This window comes from Aquimarina algiphila (assembly GCF_947494415.1).
GTDB lineage: Bacteria > Bacteroidota > Bacteroidia > Flavobacteriales > Flavobacteriaceae > Aquimarina > Aquimarina algiphila.
The window spans coordinates 24,732-43,781 of the sequence record NZ_CANLVC010000012.1 but is presented as its reverse complement, the minus strand read 5'-3'; the positions used below and the strand labels follow the sequence as shown (position 1 = coordinate 43,781).

The 19,050-nt window shown below is 32.2% G+C and carries 15 protein-coding genes; 13 read left to right on the top strand and 2 right to left on the bottom strand.

Annotation, left to right across the window (positions count from 1 at the left end; translation table 11 throughout):
* Positions 1–44 precede the first annotated feature (44 nt).
* From purN to gwsS, 7 genes are all read left to right on the top strand, one after another.
* Complete coding sequence (gene purN, locus PQF96_RS26450; protein ID WP_143916215.1) at positions 45–629, top strand: phosphoribosylglycinamide formyltransferase; 585 nt, start codon at positions 45–47, stop codon at positions 627–629.
* A 206-nt stretch (positions 630–835) separates the two neighbouring features.
* On the top strand, positions 836–1,471 hold the full coding sequence (locus tag PQF96_RS26445; RefSeq protein ID WP_271769943.1) for a ribonuclease H family protein: 636 nt from the start codon (positions 836–838) through the stop codon (positions 1,469–1,471).
* A gap of 305 nt (positions 1,472–1,776) precedes the next feature.
* Positions 1,777–1,935 (top strand): hypothetical protein, encoded by a 159-nt coding sequence (locus tag PQF96_RS26440; RefSeq protein ID WP_160114168.1) that lies wholly within the window; start codon positions 1,777–1,779, stop codon positions 1,933–1,935.
* 146 nt (positions 1,936–2,081) lie between these two features.
* Entirely contained in the window at positions 2,082–2,585 is a 504-nt protein-coding gene (locus PQF96_RS26435) for a hypothetical protein (RefSeq protein ID WP_271769941.1), read from the top strand.
* A gap of 48 nt (positions 2,586–2,633) precedes the next feature.
* Positions 2,634–3,614, top strand: a complete 981-nt coding sequence (gwsG, locus tag PQF96_RS26430) for a grasp-with-spasm system ATP-grasp peptide maturase (protein ID WP_271769939.1) — start codon at positions 2,634–2,636, stop codon at positions 3,612–3,614.
* Entirely contained in the window at positions 3,604–3,825 is a 222-nt protein-coding gene (locus tag PQF96_RS26425) for a hypothetical protein (RefSeq protein WP_271769936.1), read from the top strand. The genes gwsG and PQF96_RS26425 overlap by 11 nt, the downstream gene beginning before the upstream one ends.
* Positions 3,806–4,882 (top strand): grasp-with-spasm system SPASM domain peptide maturase, encoded by a 1,077-nt coding sequence (gene gwsS / locus PQF96_RS26420; RefSeq protein WP_271769934.1) that lies wholly within the window; start codon positions 3,806–3,808, stop codon positions 4,880–4,882. The genes PQF96_RS26425 and gwsS overlap by 20 nt, the downstream gene beginning before the upstream one ends.
* Before the next feature lie 179 nt (positions 4,883–5,061).
* Here the strand turns inward: gwsS and PQF96_RS26415 are convergent, their stop codons facing one another.
* Positions 5,062–6,186: a carbohydrate-binding protein gene (locus PQF96_RS26415; protein WP_143916217.1), complete on the bottom strand. Its 1,125-nt coding sequence runs from the start codon at positions 6,184–6,186 to the stop codon at positions 5,062–5,064.
* Between the two features lie 459 nt (positions 6,187–6,645).
* Here PQF96_RS26415 and PQF96_RS26410 point away from each other — a divergent pair, with 459 nt between their 5' ends.
* The 3 genes from PQF96_RS26410 (at position 6,646) to PQF96_RS26400 (ending at position 10,249) form a co-directional block, all read left to right on the top strand.
* Positions 6,646–7,242, top strand: coding sequence for an START domain-containing protein (locus PQF96_RS26410; protein ID WP_160114169.1), 597 nt, complete (start codon positions 6,646–6,648; stop codon positions 7,240–7,242).
* A gap of 82 nt (positions 7,243–7,324) precedes the next feature.
* Positions 7,325–8,254, top strand: coding sequence for a PfkB family carbohydrate kinase (locus PQF96_RS26405; RefSeq protein WP_271769930.1), 930 nt, complete (start codon positions 7,325–7,327; stop codon positions 8,252–8,254).
* Positions 8,255–8,350: 96 nt separating this feature from the next.
* Entirely contained in the window at positions 8,351–10,249 is a 1,899-nt protein-coding gene (locus tag PQF96_RS26400) for an amidophosphoribosyltransferase (RefSeq protein WP_109436341.1), read from the top strand.
* A 264-nt stretch (positions 10,250–10,513) separates the two neighbouring features.
* Here the strand turns inward: PQF96_RS26400 and PQF96_RS26395 are convergent, their stop codons facing one another.
* Positions 10,514–11,122, bottom strand: coding sequence for a superoxide dismutase (locus PQF96_RS26395; protein WP_109436342.1), 609 nt, complete (start codon positions 11,120–11,122; stop codon positions 10,514–10,516).
* 193 nt (positions 11,123–11,315) lie between these two features.
* Between PQF96_RS26395 and PQF96_RS26390 the strand changes: the two genes are divergently transcribed.
* From PQF96_RS26390 to PQF96_RS26380, 3 genes are all read left to right on the top strand, one after another.
* Positions 11,316–14,468, top strand: a complete 3,153-nt coding sequence (locus PQF96_RS26390) for a UvrD-helicase domain-containing protein (RefSeq protein WP_271769928.1) — start codon at positions 11,316–11,318, stop codon at positions 14,466–14,468.
* Positions 14,469–14,753: 285 nt separating this feature from the next.
* Positions 14,754–16,148, top strand: coding sequence for an OmpA family protein (locus PQF96_RS26385; RefSeq protein ID WP_271769926.1), 1,395 nt, complete (start codon positions 14,754–14,756; stop codon positions 16,146–16,148).
* Positions 16,149–16,309: 161 nt separating this feature from the next.
* A complete protein-coding gene (locus PQF96_RS26380) occupies positions 16,310–19,048 on the top strand; it encodes a PD-(D/E)XK nuclease family protein (RefSeq protein ID WP_271769924.1) in 2,739 nt (912 codons plus the stop codon).
* Positions 19,049–19,050: the final 2 nt, after the last annotated feature.

Genomic DNA, 19,050 nt, shown 5'->3' with positions numbered 1-19,050 from the left:
TAATTATTTTTTTTGTGTTCTCTAATTAACAATTTTATCATACTATGAAGCGTATCGTAATTTTTGCTTCCGGCTCTGGTACCAATGCCGAAAATATAATCAAATACTTTCATGAACGAAATATTGCCGAGGTCACTCATGTGTTCTCTAACAACCTGCGTGCCAAAGTGTTGAAGCGTGCTCATGACCTGAAAGTAAAGGCATTACACTTTGACAAAACGTCATTTTATCAGACAAATGAAGTATTAAATATTCTAAAAGATGCAAACCCTGATGTAATTGTATTGGCAGGGTTTTTATGGATATTCCCAAAAAAAATTATCGATTTCTTTCCAAATAAGGTCATCAACATTCATCCTGCTTTATTACCAAAATATGGAGGAAAAGGGATGTATGGACATCATGTTCATGAAGCTGTGGTAAGAAATAAAGAAAAAGAAAGTGGTATTACGATCCATTATGTCAATGAGCATTATGATGAAGGAGGCGTTATTTTTCAAGCCAAAGTTGCAATTTCAGAAGAAAATTCTGCAGAAGATGTAGCTAATGCAATTCATGCTTTAGAATATAAACATTTTCCGGTCGTTATAGAAGAACTTCTGTTTTCTGATAAAAAAAGTAATGAGTAGTGAGTATTTAGTATTAAGAAACTGAAGAAAATTGTATAGTAACCTTAAATTTAATTATTTATTGTAGCGTTCGAGCGGGCTATACGTTACAATTCCTCGTATTGTAGCCCTTCGACAAGCTCAGGATGACAATACTGTGGGATTTTCACTACTATCCCTAACGCAGAAAATGATTTGGAAGATAATTTCTATCAAAGATTTAAATTATGGCTAAGAAAGAAAAATTTTATGTGGTCTGGGAAGGTCACAAACCAGGGATTTACACAAAATGGGATGATTGTAAAGCAGCAGTAAAAGGATACGCCAATGCAAAATATAAGTCTTTTGATTCTTTTGATATAGCCAAAAAAGCATATCAAGGCGATTACGACGATTATAAAGGTAAAAGTAAACCCAAAAAAACACTTACTGCCGCACAGTTATCAAAAATAGGAGAACCAAATTTATATTCTATTGCCGTAGATGCTGCTTCTAGTGGGAATCCGGGTAAGATGGAATATCGAGGTGTAGATACACAAACCGAAAAACAATTATTTCATCAAGGTCCTTTTAGAGAAGGAACTAATAATATAGGAGAGTTTTTAGCCTTAGTTCACGGTTTAGCATATCTTAAAAAGAAAAAGAGCGATCGTATTATTTATTCTGATTCTAAAATTGCTATTGGATGGGTAAAACAAAAGACATGTAAAACAAAATTAAAAAGGAACTCTAAGAATAATGAGGTATTTGATCTTGTAGATCGTGCAATACAATGGCTAAAAGAAAACTCATATACCACTACAATTGTAAAATGGGAGACAAAGGCTTGGGGAGAAATACCTGCAGATTTTGGAAGAAAGTAAAATCGTTTTTTACTAGACTCATTTGAGTTATATTTTGAAAGTGGGAAAACATAACCGTAAAAGTAATATGATTATTCATAAGATATAATATCAAATTTATTCTATATTAGCATAGAAATTATCCTACCCGAAAATTAAATATCAGTACTCATATAATTGTATAGTATGATGTTTATAATCTTAATCAATATCATTTTATAAACTATCTTTTTCAAAAAAGATAGATGATAAACGTTGCGCGACGATTAGGCGAAAACCGAAAAGCCTTGATTAGAGTAGGTGAATAATTTTAAAATTAATTTAAGATGAAAAAACTTAAAGATTTAAATGTAAATGTAATTGAAGACAAAAATGCTTTAACTATTGAAGGAGGAAGTTGTGGTACAGCATCTTTGACTGATAGGGGTAACAGTAGTACTGGCCCAATATGGTTTGGTGATTGGGATGATGAATTCTGTTGTTAATACCAAAATAAAGGCTGAGGGCTAATTTTTATTAGTTCTTAGCTTTTTTAATGAAGCTTAAATAAAACAAAGTTATTTTGAAACATATATATAGTATTGGTTTTCTTTTGATAATAATATCCTGCAACAAACAAAATAATAATCAAATGCAGCCTCGTTCTATCGATGTCGATTCTTTGATCATCTCCTTAAATACTCAAGAAAAGAAAGAAAAGTTTCTTGCAGATTTATTTCAGCAAGATCAAAATGTAAGAAATGCAGATAGAGAAAATGAAATTTTAAAAAAGAACAATTATGATATAAATTCATCAGAATATAAGGAGTATAGAAGAAAAATAAATGAAGTGGATTCTCTAAATTATCTTAAGACATCAAAGTATTTAAAAGAATATGGGTATCCCACGTTTAAATCAGATAATCATAAAGTAGCTCCTGCAATTAAAACAATTTGTTTACATCAGCCTTTTGATAAGCAGGCGGTATTATTCCCCTACATATATAAAGCCTATAATAATGGCTTTATAAACAGGGAACATTTTTCTTTTTTACTTAATAAAATGCATATTATGAAATACGGAGAAAGTCACCCACATGCGGTTAACTATGAAGAAAACATAGAGCAGTTACTGGAGAAATTGCAACTCAAATAAAACAAAGGAGTTTTAATAGTCTTAAATTTTATAGTTCTACGGTTTAATATGATTTTGATTTGCAAAAACTACAAAGAAAATAATGACAGTTATGAAGAAGTCATTGATTGGTTGCTGTATAAAAATGCTAGATTTGACTTTCTTTCAGGAGAAGATTATTATGAAAATGGTAAGGATTGGTGCATAACGCTTAATAATTCAAGAGACGAATTAAGTATTCCTTTTGGTGAGTATAAAAGTGTTTGGTTTCGAGGGTTTCTAAGACACCGTAATCATCTAGAAGAAGCATTTAATGATTTGGAAAGCACCAATGATAATATAGCAGAATTGAGATGGAGAATTGGTCAGGAGATAGGAAGAATAAATAACCAGATTTTTAATAACTTTCAGAATGCCTATCAATTACCTAGTCCATTATCTGTTAAGAGTGATAAGTTTTCAATGCTTCGATTGGCAAAAGAACTAGGGTTGGATATTCCCGATTCCCTGATAACAAATTCTAAAAAAGAATTACTACAATTTTTTAAAAAACAGCAACAAATTATTACAAAACCATTATATGAAACAGTTTATTTTAACGATAAATCCTATATAGCTTTTTTTAAGACCAATACAATTACCGAAGAAGTGATTGAATCGCTTCCTGAGACTTTTTTTCCGTCACTTTTTCAAGGGTATGTAGAAAAAGATATAGAGTTACGGGCTTTTTATATAGAAGAAAAATTTTATACGATGGCTATTTTTTCTCAGTTAGATCCACAAACTAAAATTGATTTTAGAAACTATAATGATGAAAAACCTAATAGAAATGTACCTTATTTGCTTCCTGAAGAAATTGAGATTAAAATAAAAAGGCTTATGAAAGAGCTAAACCTTAATACAGGTTCTATCGATTTAATAAAAACTCCTGATAAAAAATATGTGTTTCTAGAAGTAAACCCTACAGGACAATTTGGCTTTGTTTCAAAACCCTGTAATTATTATCTGGAAGATGTAATCGCCGAAGAATTAATACGACATGACAACTAAAAGAGAGATATTTTTCAAAAAACAATTAGACAACCTTCCTTTTTTTCTTAGGAAACATAAAATAAAAGAGGTAAAGGTTTCTGAAAATCCTGAAGAAAAAGTTTCATATAATGATAAATTCTCGGTATATCATTCTGAAACAGTAGAATGCAAATTATCCTTAAAGCCAATTTCAAAACTATTAACATTCGATGAACAAAAAAAGTTTTAAGTTATTTGCTAACTGCATCATTGTTAAAGGAGCTTCTTTAGCAACTATTTGTGATTTGCATAGAGGTAAAGTATATTCTATTCCATTACCTCTTGCAGAATTTCTTGAAGAGACAAAAAACAATAATACACTAGAAGATATTGATTCATTTTCGCAAGAAGATCAAGAAACTGTTCAGGAATATTTAGAATATCTTAAAAAAAACGAGCTTGGTTTTTGGACGGATGAACCAGAAAAGTTTCCAGATCTTAATTTACAGTGGAAATCGCCTGAACATATCAATAATGCTATTATTGAAATGGAACAATTGGACTATGTTGATTTGAAAAAAATAACTACTGCTCTAACCAATTTACTATGCAAATTTATAGAAATCAGGTTTTATAAGACAGTAGATTTGGATAAACTGGCTTTTTTTGCTGAGAATTGTTCTAAATCCGTTATCAGAAGTATCACTATTTTTTTACCACTCACTTACGAATTAGATATTAAGGAAGTTGAAAGATTGTCAATCAAGTATCCGAGGATAGTTCTTTTTGTAGTACACTCTGCGAAAGAAAAAAATACTGTGCCGAAGACTGACAATTCGAAAATCCAAGTGATTTCTCGTGTTATAGACGATCAAAACCATTGTGGAGTTATTGATCCTAAACTATTTTCAATCAAAATTCCTGTATTTACTGAATCTTTGAAGTTCAATTCTTGCTTAAATAAAAAATTAAGTATTGATAAAGAAGGAAATATAAAAAATTGTCCTTCGATGTTTCAAAGTTATGGAAATATAAAAAAAGACGACATAGAAACTGTTGTAAAATCATTAGATTTTCAAAAAAAATGGGGCATAAATAAAGACTTAATAAAAACTTGTAAAGATTGTGAATATCGTAGAGTTTGTACTGATTGTAGAGCATATGTCGATAACCCGGAAGACCAATACTCGAAACCTCTAAAATGTGGATATAATCCTTATATGAATACTTGGGAAGAATGGAGTACAAATTCTCTAAAACAAAATGCAATTAAATACTATGGTTTTCAAGCTTTTTTGAAAAGCTAAATATTCTAATAAAAATAGTTCAGTGAGGAGACACAAGCTTGGGGAGAAATTCCTGCAGACTTTGGGAGAAAGTAAAATAGTCTAAAATTACGTATTCACGATATTATATATAAAAAATGCCCGGTAAAGTCCGGGCATTTTTATTGATGAATACAAACATTGTATTTAAAATTCTTTATCTAGTTATTCACAGGAGGGAATACTGTATTACTTTTTGCAGCGGCAGATGTACCACATGCTCCAAGATTATTCCATCCACTAGATGTTCTCTGGTATAAAGTTCCTTGATAGGTTACTTTATCTCCAACAGAATAAGATGTATTACGATTATATGCAGCTACGCCATCACAGATATCACTAGGAGCAGGAGTACCACATGCACCAAGGTTATTCCATCCGCTAGATGTTCTCTGGTATAAAGTTCCTTGATAGGTTACTTTATCTCCAACAGAATAAGAAGTATTTCCATTATATGCCGCTACACCATCACAGATATCGCCTCCTCCAGTGTTAGTCTCTGGATATATAGTGGCGATAAAGGACTTGTCTGTTGCAGATAATTGTGTGTTACTTCCTACAGCAACACCATCTGTAGTGTGTTCTGCAGGAATAGGGTAGTGCATTATTGATTTTGGATCATATACACTATGGTTAGAGATATTTGCATCATAACGTCTGAATAGATTGTTATCTACCTGTGCTCTACTCCAGTTATTAGGTGGTCCTGCATAATATGCATAAACAGCTTCTCTATCCCAGTTAATTCCTGCTACAGGGTTTTGATGCTCATGAATTAAGCCAAGAGCATGTCCAAATTCGTGAATTGTAGTTCTTCTAAATTCAGTATCAGTTGTATTGTCGTTAAACCATCCAAAATGCATACTATGTGCATGACTATTAGAATCAGTTCCTAAATAAGACCAGGATCCGCCATCATTTGCAAATTGACCTTCTTTGAAACCAATTTTGATATTTGCACTGCTGTTTGAGGATACCCATTCAAATTTAATATTCGCATAACTTTCCCATGCTACAGCATATTGTCTTACTTTGGATTGTACAAAATTGTTTCCATTTAAAAATTTCACTCGGATAGTTTGACCAGCTTCCCATTCCTTTGCTTTAACACTTGCAGCTTTTGAATTATTTTCGCTAGTGTCCCATTTTTCGATACATACATGAGCATTTTTTGCATCTGCAAATTGATTTGTTTCGATAATGTCTTCAGAATCTCTTTCACAGTTGAATAATAAAACCGAAAGCATTGTAACTAAAACGAGTTTAGTTAAATTTAATTTTTTCATAATTTAATTGAAAGTTTGAGTTTGTATTGAGTAAAGAACGCTATTTTTTTAAGTTTATTTTAACATTTTTATGATTTTAACATAATAATTGTATGGTTTATATCTTGTTTGCTAAAAATGAGAGATAGTATAAAAAACTGTTTTAAAGTGTGTTATATGTAGTATGGAATACTGTTTTTTGACCGTTATTATAATGAATATTTGAGAAGAATAGAGTTTGATCTACTGCAATAAAAAGCTAAATCAGGGTGGTTAAATATTATAGACAAAAACTTAGATATAGATTCTCGCAGGTTTTGTAAGAGAATAATAATAGATATTTTAATGCTTTGTAAAACAGTTATTTAACATGTTTTAACATATGTGGGAGTAAGTAAGGAGATACCTTTTTCTACTAAACTAGTGTTTGAAATAAGAAATTCAATTTCAAAAAGGTTTAATGTTAGAACGTGTAATACTATGAAAAAGATCTATTATTTATGTATTCTAGTCCCCATGTTAACTTTTGGTCAGTCGCAATGGAAACTTGCAAAAGATAAGGAAGGAATTCAAATATGGGTAAGGGATTTTAAAGATAGTCCATATAAAGAATATAAAGCAATAACGAGTGTAAAAACCTCTCTAAAAGGCGTAGTTGACGAATTACTTGAAGCTCCGGAGTATATGGAGAATTGTAAAGAAGGAGTTAGTCATTTGGTAAAAATAAATAATGATAAAGAATATGTTTTTTATGCAAGAAATGAGTTTCCTTGGCCTGTAAAAGATAGGGATGTGGTCTCTAAGCTTCGGATTCAAAAAATCTCGAAGGATAAAATCAAATTATATATAGATGCAGCTCCAGAAGAAGTCCCTGTGTTAAAAAGTACGCTTAGAATTCGGGAATTATCTGGTCATTGGTTATTGGAAGAACATGAAGGTAAGGTGAAAATTACACAGCAACTCTATGTAAACCCCGAAGGATCACTACCTCCTTTTATTACAAATTCTCTATTAGTAACAGGACCTTTTAAAACATTTAGTACACTAAAAGGAACACTTGAAGATATTGATTCATGAGGACGATCTTAGAAGACTTTATTTTTGATCAATTTACTTGAAAGTAAAGCGTATATTTGCAAAAAAATTATAACGCTATTTTATGAGCAAATTACTTATTGTAGGCTCTATGGCCTTTGACGCTATTGAAACCCCTTTCGGGAAAACTGATAAAATCTTAGGAGGAGCTGCCCCTTATATCGCGCTTTCTGCATCTAATTTTAATGTTTCTTCTGCTATCGTTTCTGTGGTTGGTGAAGATTTTCCGGTTGATTATCTCGAATTGCTTAAGAAAAAAAATATTGATACTTCTGCAGTAGAAATTGTTAAAGGAGGAAAAACATTCTTTTGGAGTGGTAAATATCATAATGACCTCAATTCTAGAGATACTATAGAGACTCAGCTTAATGTTCTTGCCGATTTTAACCCTATTGTTCCTGATAGTCATAAAGATTCGGGAATTGTAATGTTGGGTAACTTAAACCCATCAGTACAACTTGGTGTTTTGGAACAATTAACGACCAAACCAAAGCTTGCGATATTGGATACTATGAATTTTTGGATGGAAGATGCTTTTTTAGATGATCTTTTAAAAGTAATAGCAAGAGTAGATGTTATCACCATAAATGATGAAGAAGCAAGACAACTAAGTGGAGAATATTCGCTCGTAAAAGCTGCTAGAGCAATAGAAAAGATGGGACCAAAATATGTGGTTATTAAAAAAGGAGAACACGGAGCTTTATTATTTCATAATGAACAAATTTTCTTTGCTCCTGCTCTGCCATTAGAAGAGGTTTTTGATCCTACTGGAGCTGGAGATACTTTTGCTGGAGGTTTTTCGGGATATTTGGCCAAAACAGATGATGTTTCATTTGAAAACATGAAAAAAGCAATTATTCATGCTTCAAATCTTGCATCTTTTTGTGTAGAAAAATTTGGGACAGAAAGAATGGAAAACTTAGATAGGGAAGAAGTTCAAAGGCGACTTCAACAATTTAAGGAATTAACGCAATTTGAAATAGAATTGTCTTGATATATAAAGGTTAGCCCCAAAGCAATTGTTTTGGGGCTTTTTTAATTATGGTTTACATAACACAAACACAACAACGTTTAGAATTTTTGGAATACAATGAGTGATGCGTTAAAACACGAATGCGGTATAGCATTTATAAGACTATTAAAGCCGTTAGAGTATTATAGAGAAAAATACGGGAGTGCATTTTATGGAGTAAATAAAATGTATCTGATGATGGAAAAACAGCATAATCGTGGTCAAGATGGAGCAGGGTTTGCAAGTATTAAATTAGACACAGCACCTGGCGAACGATATATAAGTAGAGTTCGATCGAGTGAATCGCAGCCTATACAGGATATTTTTTCGCAGATTAATGATAGGATTAATAAAGAATTAGTCGATCACCCAGAATATACGGATGATGTCGAGCTGCAGAAAAAAAATATACCCTATATAGGTGAAGTTCTTCTTGGGCATGTACGTTATGGTACATTTGGTAAAAACAGTGTAGAAAGTGTACACCCGTTTCTAAGGCAGAATAACTGGATGCATCGTAATCTTATCGTTGCCGGTAATTTCAATATGACTAATAATGACGTATTGTTTGATAACCTGGTTAGGTTAGGACAACACCCTAAAGATAAGGTGGATACGGTAACTGTAATGGAAAAGATTGGACACTTTTTGGATTCTGAAGTGGCCAAACTATATAAACAACTAAAAAAAGAAGGGTTTAATAAAATTGATGCTTCTCCTCAAATTGTAGAACGGCTCAATGTTGCTAAAATTCTTAAAAAATCTTCAAGAGATTGGGATGGTGGATATGCTATGGCCGGTATGCTGGGGCATGGAGATGCTTTTGTGTTAAGAGACCCAGCCGGAATTCGACCAGCGTATTATTATAAAGATGATGAGGTGGTTGTAGTAGCATCAGAAAGACCGGTTATTCAGACGGTTTTTGATGTATCTTTTGACGATGTGCAAGAGTTAGATCCTGGAAGAGCAATTATCGTCAAAAAGAATGGAGACACTTCTATTCGCAAAATTATTGATCCATTAGAAAGAAAAGCATGTTCATTTGAACGAATCTATTTCTCAAGAGGGAGTGATGCAGAAATTTACAAGGAAAGAAAAAATCTGGGGAAATTAATTATGCCTCAGGTTTTAGAAGAAATCGATCATGATACTATAAATACGGTTTTTTCTTTTATTCCAAATACGGCAGAAACCTCTTTTTATGGGATGGTAGAAGCTGCACAGGATGAGTTAAATAAGCAGAAAAACGAAACTATACTTTCTGAAAAAGAATCATTAACAGATGAACGATTATCAGAGATTCTTTCCTCTAGATTGAGAACAGAAAAAATTGCAATAAAAGATGCCAAGCTACGTACTTTTATTACAGAAGATAGTAGTAGAGATGATCTGGTAGCTCATGTGTATGATGTAACATATGGTGTGGTAAAACAAGATGATAATTTAGTGATTATTGATGATAGTATTGTAAGAGGGACAACACTCAAAAAGAGTATTATCAAGATGATGGATAGATTAAAGCCTAAGAAGATTGTTATTGTTTCTTCTGCGCCACAAATTCGTTATCCTGACTGTTATGGGATTGATATGGCAAGATTAGAAGGTTTAATTGCATTTCAGGCTGCGTTAGAGCTTTTAAAAGAAAATGGAAACTACGATCTGGTAGAGCAGGTTTATGAGAAATGCAAAGCACAGGAAAATTTAGAAGATGCAGAAGTACAAAATTTTGTTAAAGAAATCTATAGTGGATTCTCTGATCAAGAGATAAGTGATAAAATATCAGAACTTTTAAGTGATAAAACAGTAAACGCCAAAGTAAAGATTATTTATCAAACCGTTGACAACTTACATGTAGCCTGTCCTAAGAACCTTGGGGACTGGTATTTTACTGGAGATTATCCAACGATTGGAGGGAATAGGGTTGTAAATAAGGCGTTTATAAATTTCTTTGAAGGTAAAAACGAAAGAGCTTACTAAAAAAAGAAAAAAGATTGGTGTTAAAATTGGTTAAATTGTGTATTTCAACAATTATTTTAACCTTTCGTCTAAAACATTTTTTCACAATGAAATAACGTTCTATATTAGCAGAGCCATAGCATAAGTAGGTTAAGTTCATGGTAGATTTGGGGCAAAAAAAGGTGGACTTTCCACCTTTTTTTATTTTATGACATTTCTTAATATTCCAGATATAAAAAAAGAGCTGCAAATTTGCAGCTCTTTTTTATGAGTCGAATAAGTTATTTATTTTCCTTGTGCATATCTGCTTGAAACCTCATTCCAATCAATTACATTAAAAAAGGCAGAAACATAATCAGGACGGCGGTTTTGATAGTTTAGGTAATATGCATGCTCCCATACATCTAATGCTAAGATAGGAGTTCCTCCACAACCAATTCCTGGCATTAAAGGGTTATCTTGATTAGGAGTAGAGCATATTTCTACCTTTCCACCAGGATGTACACATAACCATGCCCATCCAGAACCAAATCTGGTACCAGCAGCAGTAGAAAAAGCATCTTTAAAAGCATCAAAGGATCCATATGCTGCGTTTATTGCATCAGCAAGTTCACCAGAAGGTTTCCCTCCACCATTAGGAGACATTATCTCCCAAAATAAATTATGGTTGTAATATCCTCCACCGTTATTTCTAACAGCAGCATTAGACATATCAAGATTGATAAGAATGTTGTCGATATTTTTACCTTCAAGATCTGTCCCTTCAATTGCAGCGTTTAATTTACTAGTGTAACCAGCATGATGTTTATCATGGTGGATTTCCATGGTACGAGCATCTATATGAGGTTCTAACGCATCAAATGCGTAGTTTAATTTTGGTAATTCAAATGACATATGTTATTATTTTGATTAATAAAATAAAAATGACATCAAATTTAACAATTAGAGCGATGAATAAAAATTTATAGTTGTTATAAATTAATTAAAACCAATATCTTGATGAAACAGATGCTTTAGTGCCTTCTATATTTATAAGGTTCTGTGAGATAAAAATGAAGGGTTTTAGTATTTTAGTAAAAAAAAAGAATTGAGTTCTACAACGTCTTTTACGGTTTATAATGCTGCTGCCGGAGCAGGTAAAACATATACTCTTGTAAAGGAGTATCTCATTACATTACTAAAAGGAGAGTTTAAAGAGAGTTACAAGAACATCTTGGCGATTACCTTCACGAATAAAGCTGTTGCAGAGATGAAAACCAGGGTTTTAGAAAACCTTGTAGCGATTAGCCAACCGAGTACGCCAGAAAAATATCAGGATCTGGTACAAGAATTAATTACTGCAACCAAGATTGAAGAGCAACAATTAAAAAAGAAAGCCTTTAATATCTTAAGAAGTATTCTGCATAATTATGCAGCATTTGATATCGTAACCATAGATACGTTTACCCATAGGGTCATAAGAACATTTGCATACGATCTGGGGATACCAATGAATTTTGAAATAGAAATGGATACAGATTCTTTAATTGAAGAAGCTGTGGATGCTGTAGTGGCTCAAATAGGAATAAATGAAGAGCTTACTAAATTAATCATTGACTTCGCGATTAGTAAACTTGAGGAAGACAAAAGCTGGGATATTACAATTGAACTAAATAAAATTGCCAGACTTTTATTTAGCGAAAATGACCGAGATCATCTCAATAAGCTTTCAGAGAAGACAATTGATGATTTTGATAAACTTAAAAAACTCTTAGCCCAAAAAATTATAGAATGTAAAAAAAATATTATTTCTGGATCAAACGCTGTATTGCAATTAATAAAAGAGAAAGAGATAGAACATACAGATTTTACACGTAGCTCCATACCTAATCATTTTATAAAGCTTGCAGAAGGTGATACAAAAGTTGATTTTAAAGCGGTTTGGAAACAAAATATACATGAAGCCTCATTCTATAGCGCAAAATTAGACAGTTATCAGAAGGATAAAATAGATAGTATTCGACCTTTGATAGAAGAAACCTTTTTGGCCACAAAGCAAATATTGATAAAGATAAATCTTTTTCAGAATAGTATCAACAACTTAACACCTCTCTCTGTTTTAAATGCTATTAATAAAGAGTTACTAAGTATTAAAAAGGAAAGAAAGATTTTATTAATATCAGAATTTAATACAATAATAAGTAAGGCTATTCAGGATCAACCCGCACCATTTATTTATGAACGTCTGGGGGAACGATACAGGGATTATTTTATTGATGAGTTTCAGGATACATCAGAGTTACAATGGAATAATATGATTCCGCTTATTGATAATGCTGTTTCAACAGAAACCTTAACCGGAAAAAGAGGGCAGGTTACAATAGTTGGAGATGCAAAGCAAGCTATTTATAGATGGAGAGGAGGAAAAGCAGAACAATTTATAGAACTGTCATCGAATAAAAACCCTTTTTCGACTCAAGAAAAAGAAGTCCTTGATTTGCCAAAAAATTATAGAAGCCATGAAGAGATAATCAAATTTAATAATAGCTTATTTACTTTCTTATCTGCCGATTTTAGTAACACAAAACACCAGGAGCTTTATATACAAGGTAATAAACAACAGGTTAACGATAAAAAAAATGGATACGTAAATATATCTTTTGTTAATGCAAAAAATGTAGCCGAAGAAAATGAGATATATCCAGAACGAGTATTCGAAACTATTATTGAACTTGGAGAAAAAGGATATCAACTCAACGAGATTTGTGTTATCGTACGAAAACAAAAAGAAGGGGCAATAATTGCAGATTTTCTAACTCAAAAAGGATTGTCTATCATTTCTTCTGAAACACTATTGATAGCAAATTCTCCTCAGGTAGGATTTATTATTGATATGCTTACATGGTTTACACAGTCTGATCACCTTCCTTCAAAAATTAATGTTTTACACTTTTTGACAGAACAATTTTCAATAGAAGAAAAACATTCGTTTTTGCAAAAAATGATAGGAAGAGATAAACACTCTTTTTCTTTAGAATTAAAGTCTTTAGGGGTTGATTTTGATTTTGATATACTAGCGGCAAAACCACTTTATGATGCAACAGAATATATCATTACCAGTTTTTTTCTTAAAGATGTTACAACAGCATATTTACAATTCTTTCTTGATGTTGTATTTGCTTTTTCTCAAAAACATACAGAAGGTATAATAGGGTTCCTTTCTTATTGGAACATTAAAAAAGATAAATTAAGCATAGTGGCTCCAGAGGCAGAAAAAGCCATTCAGATTATGACCATTCATAAAGCAAAAGGTTTAGAGTTTTCTTGTGTTATTTATCCATATGCCAATATAGATATTTATAGAGAGTTGGAACCAAAAACCTGGTTGCCAGTGAATAAAGAGCATTATGTCGATTTTGAAGAAGTTTTTATAAATTATAATAAAAGTATATCTGACTATGGTGACGAAGCCAAAGAAATTGTTTTAAACCGACAAGCTCAGTTAGAATTAGATGCCTTAAATCTGTTATATGTTGTACTAACAAGAGCAAAAGAGCAAATGTATATTATTTCTAAACTGGAGTTAAATACTAAAGGAGAAAGTAATCCAAACACTTTTTCTGGAAAGTTGATAGCATATTTAAAAAATATAAACAGATGGGACGCTGAAAAAAAAGAGTATCCTTTTGGAAATCCTATAAGACCAAATATTCAAAACACAGATAAAAAAAGTAAGACAAAAGTGGTAAAGCTATCTCGGTTAGAAGATTCATCCAGAAAGCATAAGGTTAATATCGTTACCAATTCTGGTAAATTATGGGATACTTCGCAACAAAATGCAATAGAGAAAGGTAATTTGATACATGACCTTATGGCTTCGATAGAAACGTACCAAGATGTTAAGCTAGTTATTGAAGAGGCTTATAAAAAAGGAGAAATCGCTATTGATGAGAAAGAAATACTGTATAACGAAATAAAAAACATCATTAATCATCCACAGCTTGCTACATATTATTCGATTGATAATATTGTATATAACGAAAGAGATATTATTTCTAATGGAAGATTATTTAGACCAGATCGAGTAGTAGTTGACAAGAATAATATGACGACAATACTAGATTATAAAACAGGTGCTTATCATAGTTCGCATGCAATACAATTAGAGAAATACACTTCGGTTCTTGAGGAGATAGGACATACAATTAAGGATAAAATTCTTATTTATTTTAATGAAAATATCACTTTAAAACACATATAAATAAACCTTTATTTTCACAATTACTAAAAAAAATTTAAGGATAAAAGGTATTTTTATCTTATAATTGTATCGTAATTGTTGAGATAAAACCTATAATTTTTCTCTAACAAGGTTAAAATCGTTGTTTTTTTTTGGGCCAAAAAATTGTAAATAAAAACTACAAGACCCTCCAAAGCTTCGATATATACTGGCCTGTTAAGAAAAATTTATTAGATTTGTCTTTGACAGTTATGTTTAACATATTACATTTGCTCTAATTAACACTTAAAAATTAAATTATTGAATATGAAACATCTTAGCACATTATTAGTGGCTTCGTTACTGGTACTTGGAGTTAGTACTGCGAATGCACAAGATGAAAACAATCCTTGGGCGGTTTCTATAGGTATTAATGCCGTTGATGTATTTCCTACTGGCGGAGATCTTAATAGTCAAGGTGAAATTTTCGACGAATTTTTTAATGCTAGTGACCATTGGAATATCCTTCCATCTGTTTCTAAATTATCTGTTGGTAGATATATTGGAGACGGTTTTACGTTCACAGCTTCTGGGTCAGTTAACAAAATAAGTAATGCAGGAGAACTTCCTGATGGAACTAATGTTGACGTAGATGACCTTTCTTACTATGCTCTTGACGGTAGAATTAGCTATAGTCTTAAGAATGTACTAAAAACAGGTTGGTTTGACCCTTACTTAGGTGTAGGTGGTGGATATACTTGGCTTGATGAATTAGGTGCTGGGACACTTAATGGTTCTCTTGGTGTTAACTTTTGGTTAACTGAGAACTTAGCATTTAATGTTCAATCAACTTACAAGCACGTATTCGAAGATTACGAAACAGGGAGTTACCCTCCTACGCACTTCCAACATTCTGCTGGTCTTACTTTCGCTTTCGGAGGAAAAGATACAGACGGTGACGGAGTATATGACAAAGATGATGAGTGTCCAGACGTTCCTGGTTTAGAGGAATTCAATGGATGTCCTGATACAGATGGTGATGGAATCACTGATGCAAAGGATGACTGTCCTGATACTGCAGGTACTGCAGAATTTAACGGATGTCCTGATACAGACGGTGATGGTGTACCAGATCCTAAAGATGAGTGTCCTACTGAAGCTGGATTAGCTGAACTTAATGGATGTCCTGATGCTGACGGTGATGGAATCGCTGACGGTAAAGATGGTTGTCCAAATGAAGCTGGACCTGCTGCTAATAACGGATGTCCTTACCAAGATAAAGATGGTGACGGAGTATTAGATAAAGATGATAACTGTCCTGATGTTGCTGGTACTGTTGCAAACAATGGTTGTCCAGAAGTAACTGAAGAAGTACAGAAAACGCTTAACGAATACGCTAAGACGATCTTATTTGATTCTGGTAAATCTAGTATCAAAGAAGAATCTAATAAAGCGCTTGCAGATATTATTGCGATCTTAAAAGAGTATCCTAATGCTAAGTTTACGGTAGAAGGTCATACAGATAGTCAAGGTAGAGAAGCTAATAACCAAAGATTATCTGACTCTAGAGCTAATGCAGTTAAGACATACTTAACTGAAAATGGTATCGATCAGTTTAGATTATCTGCTGTTGGATATGGAGAGTCTAGACCAATCGCTTCTAACAAAACTAGAGCTGGTAGAGCACAAAACAGACGTGTAGAGATTAACTTAGTAAAATAAGAAAACCTCTTAATACATAATAGAAACGTCCCGAAATTTTCGGGACGTTTTTTATTTTTATACCATGTAAACAAACCATTCAAAATTTCTTTTCTTTAATTAAGAATAATGAGTAAATTATAAAATCGTTTACTTATTCGTTGGTATAAAATTTTAAATCTTTGAAAAGTTTCCTAAAAGAAGTATTACTAGAATTACAAGAAGCAAAAGAAAATATAAGCAACCTGATTTTTCTTGTGCCTAGCAAAAGAGCTGGACTTTTTCTAAAGAAAGAACTTTTAGAAATGTATAAGGATCAGACCTTCTTTGCTCCTATAATACTTAGTATAGAAGAATTTATTACTCAACTATCCGGGCTTCAGCAAATAGATAATGTTGAGACATTATTTGAATTTTATGAAACGTATCTAAATACACATTCGCATTTAGAAAAAGAAAATTTTGAAACCTTTAGTAACTGGGCACAAACTTTAGTTTATGATTTTAATGAAATCGATAGATATTGTATTGATCACCAGAGTTTTTTTTCATATTTATCTGGGATACAGGATCTAAATCATTGGTACTTACAAAAGGAAAAGACAGACCTTGTCAAAAACTATATTAGGTTTTGGGAAAGTCTAATAGATTACTATAATAATTTTAAAAATAAACTACTAAAAAAGAAAGTAGGATATCAAGGGTTATTATATAGGAAAGCATCAGAAGATATCCATGAATATGTCAAAAAAGAAAAAAGAAAACATATTTTAGTTGGCTTTAATGCGCTTAATAACGCAGAACAAGTTATTTTTCAATCTCTTTTAGAAGCAGGTGTGGCAAAAGTGTTTTGGGATGCTGATCAGTTTTTTATGGAGAACACTTATCACGAGGCATCCTTATTCTTAAGGAGTTATAAGAATAAATGGGAGTATTATAAAACAGAACCATTTAAGTGGGTTAGAAATTACTTTTCAGCACAAAAAGACATTACCACGATTGGAGTGCCTAAAAACATAGGTCAGGCAAAATCTATTGGTCAGATACTCTCCTCTATTCCTAAATCTGATATGGAGAATACTGCATTAGTACTTGCTGATGAAGGATTACTACAACCCATACTTAACTCTTTGCCGAGTACTGTTGAATCTCTTAACATTACAATGGGGTTACCTTTAAAGGAGGTGCCACTATCCGTGTTTTTCGAATTGTTATTCCACCTTCATAAGAATCCTAATACCAAAGGAATATATTATAAATCGATATTAGCAATTTTAAATAGTCTTCCGGCCCACCGCTTACTTGGATTGGATGTTTCATCACGTTTGATTCAAGTCATATCTCAGGAAAATATAGTGTATATAACACTAATTAAGCTACAGGAGCAAGTTTCTGATCATGAGAAAGAAGTGTTGAGGTTATTATTTGAACCATGGGCTGATGTAGGTGTAGCCTTAGGATACTGTAAAAAGATAATACAGCTTCTTAAAAATAGCCTGGATAAAGAAAAAGATGAACTCGAATTAGAATATGTGTATCATTTTCATTTGGTGTTTAATAAGATTGCTTCCCTGTTTAGTAGTTACAATTATTTAGATTCTATAGGGTCTTTATATACAATATATAAAGATGTTTTGATGACAGAAACATTAGATTTCCTAGGAGAACCATTTAGTGGATTACAACTCATGGGAATGTTAGAATCACGATGTCTTGATTTTGAAACCGTGATTATTTCATCTGTGAATGAGGGGGTTTTACCTGCAGGAAAGAGTGCAAACTCTTTTATCCCGTATGATTTAAAAAGGGCATATAATCTTCCAACCTATAAAGAAAAAGATGCGATTTATACATATCACTTTTACAGACTTATTCAAAGAGCTAAAAAAGTATATCTAGTTTATAATACCGAAGATGAAGGAGTAGGTGGTGGAGAAAAAAGTAGATTTTTACTTCAACTGGATATCGATAAAAGACCAAAACATAATCTTATACGGTATACCATTTCATCAGAAGTGCCAAAGCTAATCAAGCAACCACTAGAAATAAGGAAGAATCAAGCTATTTTACAAAAATTAAAAGACCTTGGAGCACATGGATTATCACCTTCTGCATTAACAACGTATATACGAAATCCAATGGATTTTTATTATAAATATATTCTAGGGGTTAAAGAGACAGAAGAAGTTGAAGAAACTATTGCAGCTAATACGCTAGGTACTGTTATTCATAATACCCTTGAGAATTTTTATAAACCTTTGGAGAATACTTTTCTTACCAAAGTGGAGATAGAAAAAATGAGAAGCCAGATTGATAAAGAGCTTCAGAGTCAGTTTAGGAAAGAATATGCAAAACTAAATATAACACAAGGTAAAAATCTTTTGATTTTTGAAGTTGCAAAACGATACATCTATAATTTTTTAAAATCAGAAGAAAAGTTATTGAGTAATGGTGTTCAGGTAAAAATCATATCCATAGAAAGCAATCTAAAAACTCAAGTACGAATTCCGGAATTAGATTTTCCTATTTATATTAAAGGAAAAGTAGATCGTATTGATGAATTGGATGGGCAATTAAGAGTAGTTGATTATAAAACAGGTAAAGTAACCCGAAATGATGTTGTCATTATGGATTGGGATACTATTACCGAAGACTATAAATATAGTAAAGTGATACAGGTTTTGGCATATGCATATATGCAGCATAATGAGAACCCCGTTACTGAAGCTTTTCAAGCAGGTATAATTTCATTTAAAAACCTCCAAGAAGGATTTATCAAGTTTGGAACAAAAGAAGGTGTAAGAGGTAAGGCAAATCATGAGATTTCTAATGCTGTATTTGATGAGTATTTATTACAATTAAAAAAGTTGATTTTGGAAATTTTTAATATTGAGATACCATTCACTGAAAAAGAAGTGTAGTT

Excerpts from the sequence above, each read along its gene's own strand:
- gwsS (WP_271769934.1), top strand. The coding sequence starts at position 3,806 with ATGAACAAAAAAAGTTTTAAGTTATTTGCTAACTGCATCATTGTTAAA.
- gwsG (WP_271769939.1), top strand. The coding sequence starts at position 2,634 with ATGATTTTGATTTGCAAAAACTACAAAGAAAATAATGACAGTTATGAA.
- purN (WP_143916215.1), top strand. The coding sequence starts at position 45 with ATGAAGCGTATCGTAATTTTTGCTTCCGGCTCTGGTACCAATGCCGAA.
- PQF96_RS26400 (WP_109436341.1), top strand. The coding sequence starts at position 8,351 with ATGAGTGATGCGTTAAAACACGAATGCGGTATAGCATTTATAAGACTA.
- PQF96_RS26405 (WP_271769930.1), top strand. The coding sequence starts at position 7,325 with ATGAGCAAATTACTTATTGTAGGCTCTATGGCCTTTGACGCTATTGAA.
- PQF96_RS26410 (WP_160114169.1), top strand. The coding sequence starts at position 6,646 with ATGAAAAAGATCTATTATTTATGTATTCTAGTCCCCATGTTAACTTTT.
- PQF96_RS26445 (WP_271769943.1), top strand. The coding sequence starts at position 836 with ATGGCTAAGAAAGAAAAATTTTATGTGGTCTGGGAAGGTCACAAACCA.
- PQF96_RS26385 (WP_271769926.1), top strand. The coding sequence starts at position 14,754 with ATGAAACATCTTAGCACATTATTAGTGGCTTCGTTACTGGTACTTGGA.
- PQF96_RS26440 (WP_160114168.1), top strand. The coding sequence starts at position 1,777 with ATGAAAAAACTTAAAGATTTAAATGTAAATGTAATTGAAGACAAAAAT.
- PQF96_RS26415 (WP_143916217.1), bottom strand. The coding sequence starts at position 6,186 with ATGAAAAAATTAAATTTAACTAAACTCGTTTTAGTTACAATGCTTTCG.
- PQF96_RS26425 (WP_271769936.1), top strand. The coding sequence starts at position 3,604 with ATGACAACTAAAAGAGAGATATTTTTCAAAAAACAATTAGACAACCTT.
- PQF96_RS26435 (WP_271769941.1), top strand. The coding sequence starts at position 2,082 with ATGCAGCCTCGTTCTATCGATGTCGATTCTTTGATCATCTCCTTAAAT.
- PQF96_RS26395 (WP_109436342.1), bottom strand. The coding sequence starts at position 11,122 with ATGTCATTTGAATTACCAAAATTAAACTACGCATTTGATGCGTTAGAA.